Source organism: Agrobacterium sp. CG674 (assembly GCF_053521645.1).
On sequence record NZ_JBNWDZ010000002.1, the window covers coordinates 270,335 to 291,744 of the forward strand.

Annotated in this window: 19 protein-coding genes; 18 read left to right on the plus strand and 1 reads right to left on the minus strand. The window is 57.0% G+C overall.

Going from position 1 to position 21,410, the window contains the following annotated elements:
* The first annotated feature begins 15 nt into the window (after window positions 1–15).
* The 15 genes from ruvA (at window position 16) to glmM (ending at window position 14,883) form a co-directional block, all read left to right on the plus strand.
* Entirely contained in the window at window positions 16–633 is a 618-nt protein-coding gene (ruvA, locus tag ACQZ51_RS06480) for a Holliday junction branch migration protein RuvA (RefSeq protein ID WP_042617522.1), read from the plus strand.
* A 51-nt stretch (window positions 634–684) separates the two neighbouring features.
* Window positions 685–1,725 carry a Holliday junction branch migration DNA helicase RuvB gene (ruvB, locus tag ACQZ51_RS06485; RefSeq protein ID WP_042617521.1) on the plus strand — a complete coding sequence of 347 codons (1,041 nt, stop codon included), beginning with the start codon at window positions 685–687 and terminating at the stop codon, window positions 1,723–1,725.
* A 2-nt stretch (window positions 1,726–1,727) separates the two neighbouring features.
* Window positions 1,728–2,621, plus strand: coding sequence for a metallophosphoesterase (locus tag ACQZ51_RS06490; RefSeq protein ID WP_448776088.1), 894 nt, complete (start codon window positions 1,728–1,730; stop codon window positions 2,619–2,621).
* A 51-nt stretch (window positions 2,622–2,672) separates the two neighbouring features.
* Window positions 2,673–2,888, plus strand: a complete 216-nt coding sequence (locus ACQZ51_RS06495) for a DUF2945 domain-containing protein (RefSeq protein ID WP_448776089.1) — start codon at window positions 2,673–2,675, stop codon at window positions 2,886–2,888.
* Between the two features lie 101 nt (window positions 2,889–2,989).
* Window positions 2,990–3,502 carry an NUDIX hydrolase gene (locus tag ACQZ51_RS06500; RefSeq protein ID WP_448776090.1) on the plus strand — a complete coding sequence of 171 codons (513 nt, stop codon included), beginning with the start codon at window positions 2,990–2,992 and terminating at the stop codon, window positions 3,500–3,502.
* Window positions 3,499–3,939, plus strand: coding sequence for a tol-pal system-associated acyl-CoA thioesterase (ybgC, locus tag ACQZ51_RS06505; protein ID WP_448776091.1), 441 nt, complete (start codon window positions 3,499–3,501; stop codon window positions 3,937–3,939). Before ACQZ51_RS06500 ends, ybgC begins: the two co-directional genes overlap by 4 nt.
* A 260-nt stretch (window positions 3,940–4,199) precedes the next feature.
* A complete protein-coding gene (tolQ, locus tag ACQZ51_RS06510; RefSeq protein ID WP_042617787.1) occupies window positions 4,200–4,919 on the plus strand; it encodes a protein TolQ in 720 nt (239 codons plus the stop codon).
* Between the two features lie 30 nt (window positions 4,920–4,949).
* Window positions 4,950–5,411 carry a protein TolR gene (gene tolR, locus ACQZ51_RS06515; protein WP_042617518.1) on the plus strand — a complete coding sequence of 154 codons (462 nt, stop codon included), beginning with the start codon at window positions 4,950–4,952 and terminating at the stop codon, window positions 5,409–5,411.
* Window positions 5,412–5,419: 8 nt separating this feature from the next.
* Window positions 5,420–6,604, plus strand: coding sequence for a hypothetical protein (locus ACQZ51_RS06520; RefSeq protein WP_448776092.1), 1,185 nt, complete (start codon window positions 5,420–5,422; stop codon window positions 6,602–6,604).
* Between the two features lie 80 nt (window positions 6,605–6,684).
* Window positions 6,685–7,998: a Tol-Pal system beta propeller repeat protein TolB gene (tolB, locus tag ACQZ51_RS06525; RefSeq protein ID WP_448776093.1), complete on the plus strand. Its 1,314-nt coding sequence runs from the start codon at window positions 6,685–6,687 to the stop codon at window positions 7,996–7,998.
* 209 nt (window positions 7,999–8,207) lie between these two features.
* Window positions 8,208–8,741 carry a peptidoglycan-associated lipoprotein Pal gene (gene pal, locus ACQZ51_RS06530; RefSeq protein WP_448776094.1) on the plus strand — a complete coding sequence of 178 codons (534 nt, stop codon included), beginning with the start codon at window positions 8,208–8,210 and terminating at the stop codon, window positions 8,739–8,741.
* 156 nt (window positions 8,742–8,897) lie between these two features.
* On the plus strand, window positions 8,898–9,893 hold the full coding sequence (gene ybgF, locus ACQZ51_RS06535) for a tol-pal system protein YbgF (RefSeq protein ID WP_042617786.1): 996 nt from the start codon (window positions 8,898–8,900) through the stop codon (window positions 9,891–9,893).
* Window positions 9,894–9,930: 37 nt separating this feature from the next.
* Complete coding sequence (tilS, locus tag ACQZ51_RS06540; protein ID WP_448776095.1) at window positions 9,931–11,220, plus strand: tRNA lysidine(34) synthetase TilS; 1,290 nt, start codon at window positions 9,931–9,933, stop codon at window positions 11,218–11,220.
* A 155-nt stretch (window positions 11,221–11,375) separates the two neighbouring features.
* Window positions 11,376–13,322 carry an ATP-dependent zinc metalloprotease FtsH gene (ftsH, locus tag ACQZ51_RS06545; protein ID WP_042617514.1) on the plus strand — a complete coding sequence of 649 codons (1,947 nt, stop codon included), beginning with the start codon at window positions 11,376–11,378 and terminating at the stop codon, window positions 13,320–13,322.
* 208 nt (window positions 13,323–13,530) lie between these two features.
* A complete protein-coding gene (gene glmM, locus ACQZ51_RS06550) occupies window positions 13,531–14,883 on the plus strand; it encodes a phosphoglucosamine mutase (protein WP_448776096.1) in 1,353 nt (450 codons plus the stop codon).
* A 32-nt stretch (window positions 14,884–14,915) separates the two neighbouring features.
* Here the strand turns inward: glmM and ACQZ51_RS06555 are convergent, their stop codons facing one another.
* Window positions 14,916–16,754, minus strand: coding sequence for a putative bifunctional diguanylate cyclase/phosphodiesterase (locus tag ACQZ51_RS06555; protein WP_448776097.1), 1,839 nt, complete (start codon window positions 16,752–16,754; stop codon window positions 14,916–14,918).
* A 556-nt stretch (window positions 16,755–17,310) separates the two neighbouring features.
* Between ACQZ51_RS06555 and ACQZ51_RS06560 the strand changes: the two genes are divergently transcribed.
* The 3 genes from ACQZ51_RS06560 to serA all read left to right on the plus strand — a co-directional run bounded on the left by ACQZ51_RS06560 (window position 17,311) and on the right by serA (window position 21,230).
* Window positions 17,311–18,111 (plus strand): outer membrane protein, encoded by an 801-nt coding sequence (locus ACQZ51_RS06560; RefSeq protein WP_448776098.1) that lies wholly within the window; start codon window positions 17,311–17,313, stop codon window positions 18,109–18,111.
* A gap of 269 nt (window positions 18,112–18,380) precedes the next feature.
* Window positions 18,381–19,559, plus strand: coding sequence for a phosphoserine transaminase (locus tag ACQZ51_RS06565; protein WP_448776099.1), 1,179 nt, complete (start codon window positions 18,381–18,383; stop codon window positions 19,557–19,559).
* 75 nt (window positions 19,560–19,634) lie between these two features.
* A complete protein-coding gene (serA, locus tag ACQZ51_RS06570; RefSeq protein WP_448776100.1) occupies window positions 19,635–21,230 on the plus strand; it encodes a phosphoglycerate dehydrogenase in 1,596 nt (531 codons plus the stop codon).
* The last annotated feature ends 180 nt before the right edge of the window (window positions 21,231–21,410 follow it).

The window sequence follows — 21,410 nt, forward strand, 5'->3', positions numbered from 1 at the left end:
TTCACAGGCGTTACCATGATCGGAAAACTCAAAGGCACCATCGATGAAATCGCAGATGACCATGTGGTCGTCGATGTGCACGGCGTCTGCTACGTGGCCTATTGCTCGGCGCGCACCCTGTCTCGGCTGGGCTCTGCGGGGGAAGCGGTTGTTCTCTTCATCGAAACCTATGTGCGCGAAGACCAGCTGAGGCTGTTCGGTTTTATGACGGCGCTGGAACGGGAATGGTTTAACCTGCTACAGAGCGTTCAGGGCGTGGGCGCCAAGGTGGCGCTGGCCGTGCTGTCTACCCTGACGCCATCCGAACTTGCCAATGCCATCGCGTTGCAGGACAAGGTCGTTGTCTCGCGTGCTCCGGGTGTGGGGCCGAAAGTGGCTGTTCGTATCGTGACCGAGTTGCGCAACAAGGCACCCGCCTTTGCGGGAGACGCCTCCGGCTCCATCGGTTTCAAGCAGGAGTTGGGCGAAGGCGTAGCGTCGGCACCGGTGGCCGATGCTGTTTCCGCGCTGACCAACCTTGGCTATTCCCGTGACCAGGCGGCCAATGCCGTGGCTGCTGCGCTGAAGAATGGCGGTGAGGGTGGCGACAGTGCAAAGCTGATCCGGCTGGGGCTTAAGGAGCTTTCGCGCTAGTGCGCGCCATGGTAAAAACGCCAAGCAAATACCCGGAATGGAATATCTGACATGAGCGACGCGGCACGGCTGATTTCTTCGGAAAAGCGCGGCGAAGATATTGATACGACGCTGCGGCCGCAGACGCTGGATGATTTTACCGGTCAGGCAGAGGCGCGTGCCAACCTCAAGATCTTCATCGAGGCTGCGAAGAACCGTGGCGAGGCGCTGGACCATGTTCTGTTCGTCGGGCCTCCGGGCCTCGGCAAGACGACGCTGGCGCAGATCATGGCCAAGGAGCTTGGCGTCAATTTCAAGTCCACCTCCGGTCCTGTCATTGCCAAGGCGGGCGATCTGGCGGCGCTTTTGACCAATCTTGAAGAGCGCGATGTGCTGTTCATCGATGAAATCCATCGCCTGAGCCCGGCTGTGGAGGAAATTCTCTATCCGGCAATGGAGGATTTTCAGCTCGACCTGATTATTGGCGAGGGGCCAGCGGCACGTTCGGTAAAGATCGATCTTTCGAAATTCACGCTGGTGGCGGCCACCACGCGGCTTGGGCTCTTGACCAACCCGCTGCGCGATCGCTTCGGCATTCCTGTTCGCCTGTCTTTCTATACCGTCGAGGAGCTTGAGCTGATCGTGCGCCGTGGTGCCCGCATCATGGGCCTGCCGATGACGGAAGAAGGCGCGCGCGAAATTGCCCGCCGTTCGCGCGGAACGCCGCGCATCGCCGGGCGGCTGTTGCGCCGCGTACGTGACTTTGCGGAAGTGGCGCGGGCTGAATCCGTGACGCGCCAGATTGCTGACGAGGCGCTGACGCGGCTGCTGGTGGACAATATGGGTCTCGACCAGCTGGATATGCGCTATCTGATGATGATTGCCGTGAATTTCGGCGGTGGGCCTGTCGGCATCGAGACAATCGCGGCCGGATTGTCGGAACCGCGTGATGCCATCGAAGACATTATCGAGCCCTATATGATCCAGCAGGGCTTCATCCAGCGCACGCCGCGGGGACGGGTGTTGACCGGCACGGCGTGGAAGCATCTTGGTATGCAGCCGCCAAAGGATATCGAAGCGGCACAGTTCCGCATGTCTCTTGAGGACGATTGATTGTGATCACCCGCCGTGCCTTGCTCAAGACTGCTGCGACAATGGCGGCGGGACTGGTTTCTCTCGGTGCCTATGCGGGTGGCATTGAGCCGCTGGCGCGGCTTTCCACCACCCGTTACCGCATCAATCCGCCCGGCTGGCCAAAGGGCCAGACCCTGCGCATCGTGGCGCTTGCCGATTTTCATGCTTGCGAGCCCTGGATGCCGGCAGAGCGGATAGCCAAAATCTGCGATTACGCCAATACTCTGGGTGGCGATGTGATGCTGCTGCTGGGCGACTACATGTCGGGCATGAAGCTGGTGACGGGTGTCGTAGAGCCGCAAGATTGGGCAAAGGCGCTTTCGGGTTTGAAGGCACCGCAAGGCGTGCACGCCGTGTGCGGCAACCATGATTGGTGGCAGGACGTTGAGGCGCAACGGCTGCGGTTGAAGGAAACGGTGGCGCATCAGGCACTGCGGGCGGTGGGCATTCAGGTTCATTCCAACAAGGCTGTGCGCTGTGGCACTGAGAGCAATCCATTCTGGATCGCCGGGGTGGAAGACCAATGGGCGTACAAGACCGGAGGCCGCTTGATCGGTCTGGACGATCTGTCCGGCACGCTTGCGCAGGTGAGCGACGATGCGCCGGTCATTCTGCTGGCGCATGAGCCAGATATTTTCGTGAAGGTACCGGACCGTGTGTCGCTGACGCTTTCAGGCCATACCCATGGCGGACAGGTCAATCTCTTCGGCTGGCGTCCGGCTGTGCCATCGCGCTATGGAGAGCGCTTCGTTTACGGCCATGTGGTGGAGAATGACCGGCATCTTGTCGTGTCCGGTGGACTTGGTTGCTCCATCGCGCCCGTGCGGTTCCTGTCTCCGCCCGAAATCGTGGTGATAGACCTGGGCGAAGCCTGAGGAACCATCGGCAGCTCTGGCCATTGCTCTCTTTTTGGCAAGGAGCGTGTGATGACAAAGTTTCGCAAGGGCACCAAAGTTCAGTGGAAATGGGGTTCCGGCAAGGGCGAAGGCAAGGTGGCCGAGAGCTTTACCGAAGATGTCGAGCGCAAGATCGAAGGTTCAGTTATCAAGCGCAAAGCCAGTGAGGACGAGCCCGCCTACCTGATTGAGCAGGAAGACGGTGGGCGTGTTTTGAAAAGCCATTCGGAACTGGAAAAGGCCTGACGATACGGGGCTTATGCTGAAACTGGCAATGCGGGGTTCGCAAAGCAGGCGCAAACGCGTAGGCTCGCGGCAACCTGACCTCCTTTTTCTGGAAGAAGCGCATGACTGAAGACCTCCGTATACGCATGAAATTCAAGCCGAAGCGCCTTTTCCAGATGCGGGTAGCAGGCATTGCCTTTCGCGATGGCCACGTGCTGGTCCACCGGGCGACACACGAGAAATTCTGGAGTTTCCCCGGCGGTCGCGCCGAAATGGGTGAGGAGACTAAGGAGACGTTGGCACGTGAAATGGTGGAGGAGCTTGGCGTTGAAGCAACGGTTGGGCGCCTGCTCTGGGTGGTTGAGAACTTCTACCACTACGAAGGCAAGGACTGGCACGAGCTTGGGTTTTACTACCTGATGGAATTGCCGGAGACATTCCCCTTCCACGAAGCAGATATCGTCCACCGCATGCAGGACGGCAAGTACCCGCTGGAGTTTCGCTGGGCAAGGGCGACAACCGAAGCCTTGACGCAGCTGGATATTCCACCCTATTTTATCGCGGGACAGATCGAAAATCTGCCCGTCACGACCCAGCATATCGTCTGGGATGATCGCAATCTGGACGACAAATGACTGAGCTGACCGTATCCCTCTCTGGCGAACTCATCGAACACGGCCATCGTTTGACGCAGCGGGTTTATTACGAGGATACGGATTTCTCGGGTCTCGTTTATCATGCGCGCTATCTGCATTTTCTTGAGCGCGGGCGCACGGATTATCTGCGGTGTCTGGGCTGCGAGCAGAGTGCGCTTCTGACTGCGGATGAGGAGGGGCTTGTCTTCGTGGTTCACCGCATGGAAATTGACTTCAAGTCGCCTGCGCGGATGGATGATGTTCTGACCATTACGACCACGACGGAAAAAGCGGGTGGGGCCAAGATGGTGCTTGCGCAGGAAATCCGGCGCGGCGACACATTGCTTATTGTCGCGAAAGTGATCATCGCGGTGATCAATTCCAAGGGAAGACCGCGACGTCTGCCGGAGACGATTGCTGAGAAATTTCTAAGTTAAGAATTTCCGATGATGCAGTTGCTGTTAGTCGTGCCTATTTCGTAACACTCTCTTAACCATAATGTAGTCTATCTTAACCATCCGGTATTTGTGCGCCGCACGCCTTCCTTTTACCAAATTTACAGTCAAGGAAGGCTGAATGGTCATATCGGGGCACGGCTCAAGGGGTTTTCGGCGACTGCCGAAGGACTTCAAACGTTGATGCGCGTTTAAATCGCCCGGTCATGCACCGGGCGTTTGGATTCGGGGATTGGATTTTTATGGAACAGGCAGGATTGGCCGCGGCAACGCACGACGTAAGTCTCTGGGCTTTGTTCATGCAGGCTGGCCTCATCGTCAAGCTGGTCATGATCGGCCTTCTCGCAGCTTCGGTCTGGACGTGGGCTATCGTCATCGACAAATATGTGGCCTTCGGTAAGGCGAAGCGACAGTTCGACCAGTTCGAGCAGGTGTTCTGGTCTGGCCAGTCGCTTGAAGAGCTGTATCGCACGCTGGCCGAGCGCCAGAATACCGGCCTTGCGGCTATCTTCGTGGCAGCCATGCGCGAGTGGAAGAAATCATTCGAGCGCGGTGCGCGGTCTCCCATCGGTTTGCAGATGCGCATCGACCGAGCCATGGATGTGACGATGGCGCGTGAAGGCGAAACCTTCGAAGCGCGCCTCGGTTCGCTGGCAACGATCGGTTCGGCGGGTCCGTTTATCGGTCTGTTCGGTACGGTTATCGGTATCATGACCTCGTTCCAGGCGATTGCCGGTTCCAAGTCCACCAACCTTGCGGTTGTGGCACCTGGTATCGCCGAAGCGCTTCTGGCAACGGCCATCGGTCTTGTCGCCGCTATTCCGGCCGTTATCGCCTACAACAAGTTCACAGGCGATGCAGGCAAGCTTTCTGCGCGCATGGAAGGCTTTGCGGACGAGTTTTCCGCCATTCTTTCGCGCCAGATCGATGAGAAGCTGCAGACACGTCAGGCCGCGCAGTAACCGCGTCACCGAGCGAGTGGAGTAAACACAATGGGTATGTCAGCAGGCGGTGGCGGCGGTGGATCCGGCGGACGTCGTGGCCGAGGCCGGGGGCGCCGCAAGGGTGGCGCAATCAGCGAAATCAACGTGACGCCACTCGTGGACGTCATGCTGGTGCTGCTCATCATCTTCATGGTCGCTGCACCGATGATGACGGTGGGCGTGCCTGTCGATCTGCCGCAGACCTCTGCCAGTGCTCTGAATTCTGAGACTCAACCGATCACCATTTCGGTTAATGCGGATGGCGTGATCCATTTGCAGGAAACGCCGATCCAGGCGGTGGAAGTGGCCGACAAGCTGCAGGCAATTGCCACCACCGGCTATAATGAGCGCATTTTCGTGCGTGCAGATTCCGTCGCGGCCTATGGCATCGTGGCGGATGTGATGGCGCGTATTCAGGCTGCGGGTTTCAAGAATATCGGCCTCGTAACGCAACAGAAACAGGATAATTGACGTAAGCGATGAAGGGCAGCATTACCACATCTGCGATTGTGCACGCTTCAGTGCTGGCTGTTGCCCTGGTTTCCCTGGGCTCGCCGGCACCGCTGGAGGTGAGCCAGGCTGAGTCGATGCCCGTGGAACTCGTGTCCGTGGAAGAGATGACGCAGATGCAGCAGGGCGACAAGAACGCGCCCAAGGCCGAGAAGTCTGCCCCCGTTCCCACGACCCGCCCTGATGTCGTCGCCAATGCGCAGAACATCGGCAACAACAGCGCTGATCTGGATGCGCCGCCAACGCCGACGGAAAAGCCCAACAACAATGATAGCGCGGCAGCTCCTCCCAAGCAGGAGAAGCCAGCGCCTGTCGTCGATAACAAGCCTAACGACGTCAAGGATATCGTCAAGGAAGAGACATCTGCGCCCAAGCCGCAGGAAACGGCTTCGCTTCCTATTCCCAAGCCGGAAATAGCAACACCGCCGACGCCGACGCAGCCGCCTGCCGAACAACAGGCGCAGGAACCTCCACCACAAAATCAGGAACCGGCTGAAATTCCCGTGCCGGCGAATGTGCCGCGCCCCAATTCGCGCCCGACGCCGCCGCAGCCAAAGCCGGAGCCGCCCAAGGAAGCCGAACAGAAGCCGGCCGAGCAGAAACCTGCCGAAAAGCCGCCTGAAAAGACATCCGATCAGGCCAAATCGAATGAGAAGCCTAACGACAAGAAGGTTGCTGACCGCAAGCAGGAAACAGCAAAGTCTGCCAACTCGCAGGCCAGCGAGTTCAATGCCGATGAGATTTCTAAGCTACTGAACAAGCAAGCTCCATCCGGTGGAGGCGCGAAGCGTTCGACCGAAACGGCGTCGCTTGGCGGCAAGAAGACGATTGGCACCGGCCTGAGTTCGAGTGAGATCGACAATGTCCGCGGTCAGATCGAAGGCAACTGGACGATGGCATCCGGCCTGACGGGCGTTTCGGAAGTCCGCGTGGTTGTGCGCGTTTCGCTCGATCAATCCGGCAATATCGTCGGCCAGCCTGAAATTACCGCAACGGGTGGACCAGAGGGAACGCGCCGCGCCGTTGAAGGCAGCGCCCGCCGTGCGATCTTCCGGTCGCAGCCGCTGAAAAACCTGCCGCTAGAGAAATACGAGGGCGAAAAGGGATGGAACACGATGGTCCTGAACTTCGACCCGTCTGAGTTTGCGATTTAACCGACAGTTTTGGGAACGATGACAACTTTGCCACCCAACTCGATGTCAAATTTCTGTATGAAGCTGAAAGGCTTGTCTCAATGATCAAGTTCTCTCTCATGCGTGCGATGATGGTTGCCTCTGGCATGCTGTTTTCGCTCATCGCCGTCACACCGGCCAGCGCTGAAGTTCAAATCAACATCAACAGGGGCAATGTGCAGCCGTTGCCAATCGCCGTCACCGATTTCATGTCGGGCGATGGTATCGGCGCGCAGGTCTCGCAGGTTATCGCTGCCGATCTTCAGCGTTCGGGGCTGTTTGCGCCGATCAACAAGAATGCCTTCATCGAAAAGATCAGCAATCCCGATCAGCAGCCGCGTTTCGAAGACTGGAAGGTCATCAATGCGCAGGCACTGGTCACGGGCCGCGTAACGAAGGAGGCCGATGGTCGCCTGCGTGCCGAATTCCGCCTTTGGGATACGTTTGCGGGTCAGCAGATGAGCGGCCAGCAGTTCTTTACCCAGCCGGAGAACTGGCGTCGCGTCGCTCACATCATCGCCGATGCGATCTATGAGCGTGTGACGGGTGAAAAGGGTTATTTCGATACCCGTGTCGTGTTCGTGTCTGAAAGCGGACCGAAGACTGACCGCAAGCGTGCCCTTTCGATCATGGATCAGGATGGTTTCAACGTTCGTAACCTGACCACGACCAAGGATCTGGTTCTGACGCCGCGCTTTTCGCCAAGCCGTCAGGAAGTGACCTACATGTCGTTTGAGGGCCAGCAGCCGCGCGTTTATCTGTTGCAGCTGGAGACCGGACAGCGTGAAGTTGTCGGCAACTTCCCCGGCATGACATTCTCGCCGCGCTTCTCGCCTGATGGACAGAAGGTCATCATGAGCCTTCAGCAGGAAGGCAACGCCAATATCTATACGATGGACCTGCGCTCGCGCACCACGACACGCCTGACTAACACTGGCGCCATCGACACTGCACCATCCTACGCGCCTGATGGTCAGCGCATCGCCTTCGAAAGCGACCGTGGCGGCCGTCAGCAGATCTACGTTATGAATGCCGATGGCTCCGGTCAGACGCGCGTTTCCTTCGGTGACGGTTCCTATTCCACGCCGGTCTGGTCCCCACGCGGCGATCTCATTGCCTTTACCAAGCAGTCGGGTGGCAAGTTCTCCATCGGCGTCATGAAGCCAGATGGTTCGGGCGAACGTATTCTGACGTCGGGCTTCCACAATGAGGGACCGACCTGGGCACCGAACGGCCGCGTTCTGATGTTCTTCCGCCAGAATGCAGGTGCCGGCGGTCCTCAGCTCTACTCCATCGATCTAACGGGATATAACGAGCAGCAGATTAAGACGCCGACATTTGCGTCTGACCCTGCTTGGTCGCCGCTGCTGGACTAACATAGCCATTGTGGAGGTTCGCTTGAGGGCGGGCCTCCATATTTTCTACGCATGTCGCCTGGGGGGCTGTCTAATTTTCTGCTGCATCTGGTTGTGAGTGGGCAAAAAATAAGGCATTTCCTTTCTGTTAACCATAATCGTTTGGGGGCAATTAACTGCATTCGGTTATTGTCTGGCAACGTTACTGAATTTCTAAGGAGAGACCGGCTATGAGCCGTACAAACACTTCGGCACTCGGCCCGATGCAGAAAATTGCCCGTAACCCGGCCATGATCGCTCTGACACTCGCGCTTGCGCTGGCCGGTTGCGCCAACAAGAAGAACATGCCGAACAGCGCTGGCGAGCTTGGCCTTGGCGGCGGTGCCGGTTCTGCGACGCCTGGTTCTGCACAGGACTTCACTGTCAATGTCGGCGACCGCATCTTCTTCGATACGGACTCGACATCGATCCGCGCCGACGCACAGCAGACCCTGCAGCGTCAGGCTCAGTGGCTGGCCCGTTATCCCAACTACGCCATCACCGTTGAAGGCCATGCCGACGAACGCGGCACACGCGAATACAACCTTGCGCTGGGTGCACGCCGTGCATCTGCCACCAAGGAATTCCTCGCTTCGCAGGGTGTTCCTGCAAACCGCATGAAGACCATTTCCTACGGTAAGGAACGTCCTGTTGCTGTTTGCGACGACATTTCCTGCTGGTCGCAGAACCGCCGTGCGGTTACCGTTCTCGGTGGCGCTCGCTAAACCGTCTCGCGATTGTGTGATGATGATTGACAGGCGGTCCTCGGGCCGCCTTTCTTTTTTCCATAGTTTGGCCGAACTTAAGTTGCTTTTTGACGCCAGATGGAAAAAATCCGGTTTTGCGTCGTTGGGGCGCAAATCAACCAGACAGGACGCAACATGAAGAAACTTGTCGTGGCGGGAATGCTGGGGCTTGCAGCCTGCACCGGCTTGAGCGGCGTGGCCGTCTCGGGTCCGTTGTTCGGTTCAGGTGGGGCCTTCGGCACGTCGAACACGCAAAATGCACCCGTGATCAATGTGCAGGCAAGCGAAACCTACCGCGTGCAGCAGCTTGAGGAGCAGATCCGTCAGCTGAATGGCCGCATCGAGGAAATGAGCTTCCAGCTTTTGCAGATGCAGGAAACGATACGCAAGGCACAGGAAGACAATGAGTTCCGTTTCCAGGAACTTGAGGGCGGCAAGGCCGCTGCACCTGCGCCAAAGAAGAAGGCTGAAGCCGACATTCCATCGGCTGGTCCTCAGGACGATGTCGCATCCATCATTGAAACGCCGTCCGAGGGCGGCGCTTCAATGGGTGGTGGCGACATTGGACTACCACCACGCGCTAATGCAGCACCCGGCGAAACCACGCTGGGGTCTATCGAGCTTGATTCCCGTGGGGCGCCCGTGGGCGGTTCGCTGAACTCCGGTGCTAACAACTCCGCTGGCGCGTTGCCTGGCGTTGAAACCGGACGCTCTTCCAGACCTGATCCCGTCAACACGGCAGCGCTGACCAGCGAAAACGACATCTATCAGGCTGCCTACAGCAATGTTCTGTCTGGTGATTACAAGGCGGCGGAAAAGGGTTTCGAGCGGTACATCCAGGGCTATCCCAAGGGAACGAAGGCTGCTGATGCCAACTTCTGGCTGGGTGAAGCCCAGTATAGCCAGGGCAAATTCACCGATTCTGCCAAGACGTTTCTGAATGCGCACCAGACCTACAGCAAGTCGCCAAAGGCACCGGAAATGCTCTTGAAGCTTGGCATGTCACTGGCTGCTCTCGACAACAAAGAAACGGCCTGCGCAACCCTGCGTGAAGTGCCAAAGCGTTACCCCAGCGCCTCCAAGACCGTTCTGGGCAAGGTTACCAGCGAACAAAAACGCCTGAGCTGCTAAGGCTGTGACGACCGCTTGTCATGGCAGGTCGTCCTTGGTGACGCCGATTGCGCCTCTTTTGGCCGCGCGGCAGTTCATCGACAAGATTTCAAAACCCACCACACTTCTCGTCGCCGTTTCCGGCGGTAGCGATTCCACCGGGTTGCTCATCGCGCTTCATCGCGTTTTGCGCGACGCGGGCAGAAGCGACATTTCCATTCATGCTGTGACGATCGATCACGCGCTTCGTGCGGAATCTGCCATGGAAGCGCAAGGCGTGCGGAGTCTTTGTGAGCGCCTCGACATTCCACACCATATTCGCGGGTGGGATGCAGACAAGCCGAAGAGCGGTCTTTCCGGAGCGGCTCGGCTTGCCCGGTACGGGCTGATAGGGGCGGTTGCTCAAGACATTAGTGCTGACATGGCCGTTGTCGGCCATACGCTGGGCGATCAGCAGGAAACGATTGCCATGCGCAGCGCCCGAAGCACACGGGCAGACAATCTTGGCCTTGCAGGCATGGCGGACGCCGTTCTCTACGACCGACGCCTTTGGATCTTGCGGCCATTCCTGAATTGTACGCGGCAGGATATCAGGGATTTTCTCTGTGAGCAGGGGCTTTCCTGGTACGATGACCCCAGCAATGACGACATGAAATACGAGCGTGTCCGGATGCGCAAGGAGGCATCCGGGATGTTGATTGATCGCTCAATCAACCGAGCTGAGCTCTCGGAACAGGCAGCGCAACTAATTGAAGACCATGCCATATCGGATGGCGGCAATATTTTTGCGTTGAAACGGGAAGCCCTCAATGCCGACCCCGCAACGCTGCGCTACGCTTTGTCAGCGCTTGGCTGCGTCGTCGGCGGGCGGCGCTTTGCGATGGCGGCTGAGAGCATGGACAAGGTGATGGCCTGCGCCACGCAAGATGGTGCAGGCAAGATAACGGCCGGGCGGGTGATGTTCGACCGCCGGAAAGACTTCCTTTATCTGGTGCGCGAGGAGAGGGGCATCGAAACGACAGAGGTTCCCGCCGGTGAGACACGGGTCTGGGACGAGCGCTTCGAGATCAAGAATAATTTTGCATTTGAGATGGTCGTGCGGCCCTGTGGCAAAGAGGCGCAGGGGGCTGGTGTTGTAACAGCTATTCCTGCGGGGGTTGCTCGTCGCGCCTGGCAGACAATGCCGATGTTTCAGGGGCAGCAAGGCGAAGTATTGTCTGCAGGAAACGTCTCATGTAGCCGAATGATTGCTCCCTATGACCTGTTTCTGCCGCGCTTTGATCTGAAGCTTGCGAACGCAATTGCCAGCCTTGTTGGCCGCGCAGCCTTTCCGCTTCCCCCGGTCTAGCGCTGCTTGCGCATTTCACACGGGTTTTTCGCAGAGTTTTTACCTCAAATTGCATCTGATGCCCCCACCTGCCTTGGCAAGGGCAACTGTCGTCCTTATGTTAGGCACAACATAATGGCGGGCACGCATTTGCCCGTTGCAGTTCGGGGAGTTCAATGAACCCAAATTTTAGAAATTTCGCCCTGTGGGCCGTGATCGCACTGTTGCTGATTGCGCTTTTCAGCATGTTTCAGACGTCGCCCTCGCAGTCGAGTTCGCGTGACATTCCCTATTCGCAGTTTTTGCGCGATGTAGATGCCGGGCGAGTGCGTGAAGTCACGGTCACCGGCAACCGGGTTCTGGGAACTTACACCACTGAAAACGGCACAGCCTTCCAGACCTATTCTCCCGTCATCGATGATTCGCTGATGGAGCGTCTGCAGAGCAAGAACGTGACAATCGTTGCGCGCCCCGAAAGCGACGGTTCGTCCGGCTTCCTGAGCTATCTTGGTACATTGCTCCCTATGTTCCTGATCCTCGGTGTCTGGCTGTTCTTCATGCGCCAGATGCAAGGTGGTTCTCGTGGAGCCATGGGCTTTGGCAAGTCCAAGGCAAAGCTTCTGACCGAAGCGCATGGTCGCATTACGTTTGATGATGTTGCCGGCGTGGATGAAGCTAAGCAGGATCTGGAAGAAATCGTCGAGTTTCTGCGTGATCCGCAGAAGTTCCAGCGTCTGGGCGGCAAGATTCCGCGCGGCGTGCTTCTCGTCGGTCCTCCGGGTACTGGTAAGACATTGCTGGCGCGCTCCGTTGCGGGCGAGGCCAACGTGCCTTTCTTCACGATCTCGGGTTCGGACTTCGTTGAAATGTTCGTCGGCGTTGGCGCAAGCCGCGTGCGTGACATGTTCGAGCAGGCCAAGAAGAATGCGCCTTGCATTATCTTCATCGACGAAATCGACGCCGTTGGTCGCCACCGTGGCGCCGGTCTTGGCGGCGGTAACGACGAGCGCGAACAGACGCTGAACCAGTTGCTGGTCGAGATGGATGGTTTCGAAGCCAATGAGGGCATTATCCTGATTGCTGCGACCAACCGTCCTGATGTTCTTGACCCTGCCTTGCTGCGTCCGGGCCGTTTCGACCGTCAGGTCGTTGTTCCGAACCCTGACATTGTCGGCCGTGAGCGCATTCTCAAAGTTCACGCTCGCAACGTGCCTTTGGCGCCGAATGTCGATCTCAAGGTTCTGGCACGCGGCACGCCCGGTTTCTCTGGTGCGGATCTCGCCAACCTAGTGAACGAAGCCGCCCTGATGGCAGCACGCCGCAACAAGCGTGTTGTCACCATGGCTGAATTCGAAGATGCCAAGGACAAGATCATGATGGGTGCGGAACGCCGCTCTTCCGCCATGACCGAGGCTGAAAAGAAGCTGACTGCTTACCACGAAGCTGGCCACGCCATTACCGCGCTGAAAGTGCCGGTGGCTGACCCGCTGCACAAGGCAACCATCATTCCGCGCGGTCGTGCGCTGGGTATGGTCATGCAGTTGCCGGAAGGCGACCGCTACTCCATGAGCTACAAGTGGATGGTGTCCCGTCTCGTCATCATGATGGGTGGCCGCGTGGCTGAAGAACTGACCTTCGGCAAGGAAAACATCACATCGGGCGCATCATCCGACATCGAGCAGGCCACGAAGCTTGCCCGTGCGATGGTTACGCAATGGGGATTTTCCGACGCGCTTGGACAGGTTTCCTACGGTGAAAACCAGCAGGAAGTGTTCCTTGGTCATTCCGTGTCGCAGTCCAAGAACGTTTCGGAAGCAACAGCGCAGACCATCGACACGGAAGTGCGCCGTCTGATCGACGAAGCTTATACTGAAGCGCGCCGTATTCTGACCGAAAACCACGATGGCTTCGTCGCCATTGCGGAAGGCCTGCTGGAATATGAGACTCTGACGGGCGAAGAAATCAAGGCGCTGATCCGGGGTGAAAAACCAGCGCGCGATCTGGGTGACGATTCGCCGGGCCGCAGTTCGGCTGTGCCGAAGACCGGCGCGAAGAAGGATGGCCCAACCGACGCCAAGGGCGACGGTGAAGCGGAAGGCGGCATGGAGCCGCAGCCGCGCTGATCTTCAAAATCTGCTGATATCAAGGGGCCGTCCGTAACAGGGCGGCCCTTTTGCTTTGCTGTATGCCTGCGTGAATCTGAGCTGGTAACAACATATGTTTGCTCTTTGCGGTAATTGACGTGCTGTGCTGCGCCTTTTATGGCATCTAGCCGGAAAGCTTGGCGGACATTGGGGTGTCTGTCGTGCGCGGGACAAATCTGGAGTTCATATGACACGTCGCTATTTCGGAACCGATGGTATTCGCGGGCAGTCCAACGTCTTTCCAATGACGCCTGATCTGGCCATGCGGGTTGGAATTGCGGTGGGCACCATTTTCCGCCGCGGCCATCACCGCCATCGTGTCGTGATTGGCAAGGATACACGTCTTTCCGGCTATATGCTGGAAAATGCGCTGGTGGCCGGTTTCACCGCTGCTGGTCTGGATGTGTTTCTGCTTGGCCCAATTCCCACGCCTGCCGTTGCCATGCTGACCCGGTCCCTCCGTGCGGATATCGGCGTGATGATTTCGGCTTCGCACAATCCTTTCTCAGACAATGGCATCAAGCTGTTTGGACCCGATGGTTACAAGCTTTCCGACGAGCTGGAGCTTGAGATCGAGGAGCTGCTGGACAAGGACATCTATTCCCAGCTTGCCAAGCCAAACGAGATTGGGCGCGCCAAGCGCGTGGATGGGGATATTTATCGCTACATCGAATTCGTCAAGCGCACGCTTCCGCGTGATGTGACGCTGAGCGGTCTGCGCATCGCCATCGATTGCGCCAATGGCGCGGCCTATAAGGTCGCTCCGGCTGCTCTTTGGGAGCTTGGTGCCGAGGTGGTGACAATCGGCAACGAGCCGAATGGCACCAACATCAATTTCGAATGTGGTTCGACACACCCCGCCGCGCTTCAGAAAAAGGTTCATGAGGTCCGCGCCGATATCGGCATCGCGCTGGATGGCGATGCCGACCGGGTGATCATCGTTGACGAGAAGGGTGAGATTGTCGATGGCGACCAGCTTATGGCAACGATTGCCGCAAGCTGGGCAGATGATAAGATCCTGCGCGGCGGAGGCATTGTCGCAACCGTCATGTCCAATCTGGGTCTTGAGCGTTTCCTCGTGGATAAGGGCATGACCCTTGCTCGCACCAAGGTCGGTGACCGCTATGTGGTCGAGCATATGCGCAACCACGATTTCAACGTGGGTGGTGAGCAATCCGGCCATATCGTGCTGTCAGACTATGGCACGACCGGCGATGGCCTTGTCGCAGCGCTTCAGGTGCTGGCGCGGGTCAAGCGGTCTGGTCGTACCGTCAGCGAAGTCTGCCGCAAGTTCGAGCCTGTGCCGCAACTTTTGAAGAATGTTCGCACGACAGGCGGCAAGCCGCTGGAAAATCCTGTTGTGAAGCAGGCCATTGCCGATGCGGAAAGCGCGCTTGCCAATAAGGGGCGTCTGGTTATCAGGCCTTCCGGCACCGAGCCGCTGATCCGCGTCATGGCGGAAGGTGACGATAGCGCTCAAGTCGAGCGCATCGTCAACGAATTGGTTGGCGTGATCGCCAATGCAAAGACTGCCGCATAATAACAGATGCCAGCGCTTCGGCGCTGGCGCTTTCACGCCCTGCGATAAACCTCCTGCTGGCGCTCTTCTTCTGACGCAAGAAAGCCTTCGATCATTGTATCCGGCATGGGGCGTGAGAACAGGTAGCCCTGGACCAGATTGCCGCCGAGGCTGCTGATAACCGCCATTTCTTCTTCTGTCTCGACACCTTCCACAATGGCATCCAGGCCCATTTCGCGGCTGAGCGTTAAAACGGATCGCACGATTTTCTCGCTGGCCGGGTTTTGCTGGATCCCGCGAACGAAGCTATGATCGACCTTGATCTTTGTCAGCGGCAGGGAGTGGAGCGAGGTCAAGCTGGAATAGCCGGTTCCGAAATCATCCAGCGATATGCCGCAGCCGATCTGGCGCAGCATTTCGACGGATAGTCCGGCTTGCCGCGTATCGTGGATAAACGCTGTTTCGGTGATTTCGAGATCCAGCCGTGAAGGATCGAAGCCGCTGGTCTCGATGATGGCGATGATGCTTATAACCGCTTCCGGGCTGTTTAAATCCTGCGCTGAAAGATTGAAGGAAAGCGTCAGATGGTCAGGCCATTTGCAGGCTGCATCCAGTGCTTTTTTCAGGAGCGGTCGCGTTAGCGTGTTCACAATTCCAGCGCGCTCAGCGATGGGAACGAACTGGCCGGGCGAGACATTGCCGAGCGCTGAACTGTGCCAGCGTGCCAGAGCTTCGAAACCGGTTGTTCGGCGGCGTGCTGCGTCCACGATGGGTTGGAAGACCACGAAGAGTTCGCTTGCAAGATCAGCCTGTTTCAGGATCTGCTCAATGAGGGCATCGCGGTGGATTTCTGCCACATGGAGTGCGGTGAAGAGTGTGCTGTTGCCCCGTTTGCTGCGCTTGCCGTTGTAGAGAGCGTAATCTGCACGGTCAAAAAGCTCTTCCGGGGAGGATGCCAGATCTGGGAAGACCGCGATGCCAATCGAGCCTGAAATCATGATGGTCGCGTCAGGAAGGTGGAAAGGCGCGCGCAGCAGGTCGCACATGTGGTTTCCCTCGCTGACGACACATCGTTCGCTGGGGCAATCCGAGATCACGAAGGCAAACTCATCTCCGCCGAGACGCGCGAGAAAGATGTCGCTGGATGAAAAATTGGCAGTGAGGCGGTTGCTGACCTCGACCAGAAGGCGGTCTCCGGACGAATGGCCATAGAGATCGTTGACGGGTTTGAAGCCATCCAGATCGATGACGCCAACCGCCAAGCGCGTGCTGTTTTCTGTCGCGACCGTGAAAGCCTCTGCCAGGTGTTTGAAGAATGCGCGGCGGTTGGGAAGTTCTGTCAGGCTGTCAATGTTCGCCAGGCGCAGGTTCTCGTTGCTGAGAGCCTCGGTTTTGTGCTGCGCGCTGATCATGTTTTCGAAATTTCGATAATTGACCACCAGCACGGCCAGCATGCCAAAGCTGACCAGTAGGATATTGACGGCAATGGCAATGAAAGTTGCCTGACCTGTCGCGGTGAAAAAGACGATGAAGGTGCCGTTGACGAGAATAGCGACGAAGAATGCTGCCGAGGGCACGTGCATAAGGCAGAAAATGCAGGATATGACCGTGATCGCCATGTAGAAGGCTATATGCGATTGCTGGTAGGCATCGCCATAGGGATAAAGCAGGAACGACCAACCTGTGAAGGCAACGGAGATGACCACTGCCAGCTTCTGCGTCCGCTTCAGAGCGACAAGGGCCTCATGAGCTGACGGAATGAGATTGCGCGACTTCCACCAGAAGGCGACCCTGATGGCGCAGATAGCGGTTAGAACCGCAGGCACGATGATGGTGAGCCAAAGTGGTGCAACAGATAGGTGTGTGCCAGCCAATGCCCAAGTGCTTGACATGAGAATGAAGTACATGATCGGCATTTGTCTGCAAAACGCGCGGTATTTCGCGATAAGCAGAATTGGATCACGATCGGATATCTCAAAAAACTCGATCAGGAGCTTCACTTGCGCTTTCAACGAATGGTAACCTTGAGCAGCTGTTGAAACGACCTGCGACACTGTGTGGCGAGCTCGCTGAGGGATGGAATTCCCCGTCATATCAAGCATCATGCCTGACCTAATCTTGATATAAACCAGCAAAACTTAGCTTGTTCTCATGATAGAGAACTATTGTTGTGATAAGCTCAACAATATTAGGTAACAAAACATTACCGCTTGCTTATGCCGGTTGTGTGGGATGTGAGGGATAGGCGCCGCATTTCCGGCTTGTCATCGCAACTTCGGTGCGTGTTCTATAATTTAGTCAGATAGTATTAACTGAGTTTCTTAGCGAAGTTAGACAGAATAGGTCATGTTTTAACGGGGATTTAACCAATTTCCTTCAGGCTTCATAAATGAACAAGTTCTCGAGTATGTGCGCATCTGGTGCCATACCGCTTATGGAGCCGCCGTTATGAAAAAGAGCCTGATTGGTGTCGTCGCTGCTTTGATGGCATGCCAAACTGCTTTCGCAGCAGACGTTTATCAGCAGGAACCAGCACCAGCATTTATCGACAATGCACCTGAAGTTCAGGTCCAGCAGGCCAGTGGCTGGTATCTGCGTGGCGATGTTGGCTATTCCTTCAACAAGTCCCGTGGCGCTGAATTCGACCGCTTGGTCGGCGGTGCAATTGCTTCGCAGAGTTTCTCGAAGACCTCAATGGATGACGAGTTCCTGTTTGGTGGCGGTGTTGGTTACCAGATCAATAACTACCTCCGTACGGATTTGACCCTTGATTACATGGCAAAATCCAAATTCAAGGGCGAGGCGCCTTTCCTGAATTCCACTGAGTCCTCCATGCGCGCTTATGGCCTGATGGCCAACGCCTATGTCGATCTGGGCACCTACGGCCGTATCACGCCTTATCTGGGCGCTGGCATCGGTGGCGCATATGTGAAGTGGGACAAGCTGACCACTTGCGGCGGTTGCGACCTTGAAGGCAAGGGTGACTGGCGCTTTGCTTACGGCCTGATGGCAGGTGCTTCGGTTGACGTGACCTGCAACCTGAAGGCTGACGTTGGCTATCGCTACCGCCACATTGCCGGTGGCGATATGTTCGGCACCAGCAGCACCGGTCTGACATCGGCCGGCCGCGACAAGGGTCTGACCTCGCACGAAGTTCGCGTTGGTGGCCGTTATGTCTTCAATGGTTGCGATACCGCTCAGTATATCCCACCAGCCGACATTCCGCTTCAGCCAGCCGTCTACAAGTAAGCTGTCTTTGAATGAACAGAACACCGCTCGCATCAGCCACGATGCGGGCGGTGTTTTTGTTTTAACGTCGACATCTCTCGTTCGTCTGTGGTCGTGGAGAGGATGATTTTTCCTCGACGGGTTTTGTAAAGTGGAACCGGATGCCGCAGATAGGCCGAGAATTTCGCCTTGAGCGACATAATTTGCTTGACTGTGACGACCGAGGCGAATAGCAACGCTGTCAGGACACTCCACCCTAACGTGGGGCGCCTATCTGGAAGGATAGTCAAATGACAGATATAGTGAAGCCGGACACCCGTCCGAACAATACGCATTTCTCTTCTGGTCCTTGCTCCAAGCGCCCCGGTTGGTCGCTGGAAGCCCTGAGCGACGCACCACTTGGTCGCTCGCACCGCGCCAAAGTTGGCAAAGCCAAGCTGAAGCAGGCCATTGATCTCACCCGCGAAGTTTTGAATGTTCCTGCCGATTACCGCATCGGCATCGTTCCCGCATCTGACACCGGCGCTGTTGAAATGGCGCTTTGGTCGTTGCTGGGTGAACGTGGCGTGGACATGGTTGCCTGGGAAAGCTTCGGTGCCGGTTGGGTGACCGATGTCGTCAAGCAGCTGAAGCTGAAGGACGTTCGCAAGATCGAGGCTGACTACGGCCTTCTGCCTGACCTTTCCACTATTGATTTCGACCGTGACGTGGTCTTCACTTGGAATGGCACCACATCGGGTGTTCGCGTTCCAAACGCCGATTTCATTCCTGCAGATCGCAAGGGCCTGACCATTTGCGATGCGACGTCTGCTGCATTTGCGCAGGATATGGACTTCTCCAAGCTCGACGTCGTGACCTTCTCCTGGCAGAAGGTTCTGGGCGGCGAGGGCGGCCATGGCGTGATCATTCTGTCGCCACGCGCTGTCGAGCGTTTGACAACATACGTACCAGCATGGCCTTTGCCGAAGATTTTCCGCATGACATCCGGCGGCAAGCTGATTGAAGGTATCTTCACCGGCGAAACCATCAACACGCCATCCATGCTCTGCGTCGAGGATTATATCGATGCGCTGCTTTGGTCGAAAAGCCTCGGTGGCCTCAACGCGCTGATGGCGCGTGCAGATGCTAATGCGCAGGTCATTTTCGACTTCGTAGCCGAGCATAACTGGATCGCCAATCTGGCAGTTGTGGACGAGACGCGCTCCAACACGTCCGTTTGCCTCAAGATCGTCTGCAAGGATGTTGCAGCACTTGACGCTGCCGCGCAGGCCGATTTCGCCAAGGGCATGGTTGCCCTTCTCGAGAAGGAAAACGTGGCGCTCGACATCGGTGCTTACCGCGATGCGCCATCCGGCCTTCGCATCTGGGCCGGTGCGACCATCGAAACGGCTGATATGAAAGCCGTCATGCCTTGGCTCAAGTGGGCATTCGAAACGCAGAAGGCTGCAACCTTCAAGGCTGCTGCCTGATTTTATCCGGCCCTGCCACTGCATGGCCGCGCATTTTCGCTTTCAAGACTGAACCCTTTTCAAGGAGCCCACACAATGGCACCTCGCGTACTCGTATCTGACGAACTGTCGGAAACCGCCGTCCAGATTTTCCGCGATCGCGGCGTCGAAGTCGATTTCCAGCCAAAGCTTGGCAAGGACAAGGACAAGCTGGCCGAAATCATTGGCAATTATGATGGTCTTGCCATTCGCTCTGCCACCAAGGCAACGGAAAAGCTGATTGAAGCTGCAACCAACCTCAAGGTCATCGGTCGCGCCGGTATTGGCGTCGACAATGTCGATATTCCAGCGGCCTCGCGTCGCGGTATCATCGTCATGAACACGCCTTTCGGTAACTCCATCACGACTGCCGAACACGCCATCGCGCTTATGTTTGCTGTTGCCCGCCAGCTGCCAGCTGCTGACGCCTCTACACAGGCCGGCAAGTGGGAAAAATCGAAGTTCATGGGTGTTGAAATCACCGGCAAGACGCTCGGCGTTATCGGTGCTGGCAACATTGGCGGCATCGTGTGCTCGCGTGCACTTGGGCTGAAGATGAACGTTCTGGCCTACGACCCCTTCCTTTCGCCAGAGCGTGCGCAGGAAATGGGCGTGACCAAGGTTGAACTCGATGAGCTGCTGGCTCAGGCCGATTTCATCACGCTGCATGTGCCGATGACGGACAAGACACGCGGCATTCTCGGCGCTGAGAACCTTGCCAAGACCAAGCCCGGCGTTCGCATCATCAACTGCGCCCGTGGCGGTCTGGTGGATGAGGCGGCTCTTGCCGAGGCCATCAAGTCCGGCCATGTTGCCGGTGCTGGTTTTGACGTGTTCGAGGTTGAGCCCGCGACTGAAAGCCCGCTGTTTGGTTTGCCGAACGTTGTCTGCACGCCGCATCTGGGTGCATCCACCACGGAAGCGCAGGAAAATGTGGCTCTTCAGGTCGCCGAGCAGATGTCGGATTACCTCGTCAAGGGTGCCGTTTCCAACGCCATCAACATGCCGTCCATCACTGCTGATGAGGCGCCACGCCTGAAGCCCTTCATCAAGCTGGCCGACGTTCTCGGTTCTTTTGTGGGCCAGGTGCAGGAAAGCGCCACGAAGGAAATTGAGATCCTTTATGATGGCGCGACCGCCAACATGAATACCAAGGCGCTGACATCGGCTATTCTTGCCGGTCTCATTCGCCCGCAGGTCTCTGATGTGAACATGGTTTCTGCGCCCATCATGATCAAGGAAAAGGGCATCATCCTTTCCGAAGTCAAGCGCGACAAGACGGGTGTCTACGACGGCTTCATCAAGCTGACCGTCAAGACCGAGAACCAGATTCGCTCGGTTGCCGGAACGGTGTTTTCGGATGGCAAGGCGCGTTTCATCCAGATCAAGAACATCAACATGGATGCCGATGTCGGTCAGCACATGATCTACATCACCAATACCGACGTTCCCGGCATGATCGGCTTCATGGGCACGACACTGGGTGAAGCGGGCGTCAACATCGCCAACTTCCAGCTGGGTCGTGAAAAGGAAAGCGGCGACGCGATCGCGCTTCTCTATGTCGATGGTCCTGTTTCCGAAGCGGTGCTGGACAAGCTGCGCGCAAATCCTGCGATCCGTCAGGTCAAGTCGCTGTCCTTCAACATCGACTAAGTCCTCACGCCTCTCGATTGCTATCATCACCCGGCACAGGAGAAATCCTGTGCCGGTTTTTTTGTATTTGCGATCAAATGATTACCTATGGTTGCATATCACGAAAAATTTTATGCCGTGCGTCTAAAAATGATGATCCATAGTTGCTATATCGCATTTTAAGATCCGCTCATTGGGAGG

Excerpts from the sequence above, each read along its gene's own strand:
- glmM (WP_448776096.1), top strand. The coding sequence starts at position 13,531 with ATGACACGTCGCTATTTCGGAACCGATGGTATTCGCGGGCAGTCCAAC.
- ACQZ51_RS06520 (WP_448776092.1), top strand. The coding sequence starts at position 5,420 with ATGAAGGGCAGCATTACCACATCTGCGATTGTGCACGCTTCAGTGCTG.
- ACQZ51_RS06495 (WP_448776089.1), top strand. The coding sequence starts at position 2,673 with ATGACAAAGTTTCGCAAGGGCACCAAAGTTCAGTGGAAATGGGGTTCC.
- tolB (WP_448776093.1), top strand. The coding sequence starts at position 6,685 with ATGATCAAGTTCTCTCTCATGCGTGCGATGATGGTTGCCTCTGGCATG.
- pal (WP_448776094.1), top strand. The coding sequence starts at position 8,208 with ATGAGCCGTACAAACACTTCGGCACTCGGCCCGATGCAGAAAATTGCC.
- tolR (WP_042617518.1), top strand. The coding sequence starts at position 4,950 with ATGGGTATGTCAGCAGGCGGTGGCGGCGGTGGATCCGGCGGACGTCGT.
- ACQZ51_RS06565 (WP_448776099.1), top strand. The coding sequence starts at position 18,381 with ATGACAGATATAGTGAAGCCGGACACCCGTCCGAACAATACGCATTTC.
- ruvA (WP_042617522.1), top strand. The coding sequence starts at position 16 with ATGATCGGAAAACTCAAAGGCACCATCGATGAAATCGCAGATGACCAT.
- ybgF (WP_042617786.1), top strand. The coding sequence starts at position 8,898 with ATGAAGAAACTTGTCGTGGCGGGAATGCTGGGGCTTGCAGCCTGCACC.
- ybgC (WP_448776091.1), top strand. The coding sequence starts at position 3,499 with ATGACTGAGCTGACCGTATCCCTCTCTGGCGAACTCATCGAACACGGC.
- ACQZ51_RS06500 (WP_448776090.1), top strand. The coding sequence starts at position 2,990 with ATGACTGAAGACCTCCGTATACGCATGAAATTCAAGCCGAAGCGCCTT.
- tolQ (WP_042617787.1), top strand. The coding sequence starts at position 4,200 with ATGGAACAGGCAGGATTGGCCGCGGCAACGCACGACGTAAGTCTCTGG.
- ftsH (WP_042617514.1), top strand. The coding sequence starts at position 11,376 with ATGAACCCAAATTTTAGAAATTTCGCCCTGTGGGCCGTGATCGCACTG.
- ruvB (WP_042617521.1), top strand. The coding sequence starts at position 685 with ATGAGCGACGCGGCACGGCTGATTTCTTCGGAAAAGCGCGGCGAAGAT.
- ACQZ51_RS06555 (WP_448776097.1), bottom strand. The coding sequence starts at position 16,754 with ATGTCAAGCACTTGGGCATTGGCTGGCACACACCTATCTGTTGCACCA.
- serA (WP_448776100.1), top strand. The coding sequence starts at position 19,635 with ATGGCACCTCGCGTACTCGTATCTGACGAACTGTCGGAAACCGCCGTC.
- ACQZ51_RS06560 (WP_448776098.1), top strand. The coding sequence starts at position 17,311 with ATGAAAAAGAGCCTGATTGGTGTCGTCGCTGCTTTGATGGCATGCCAA.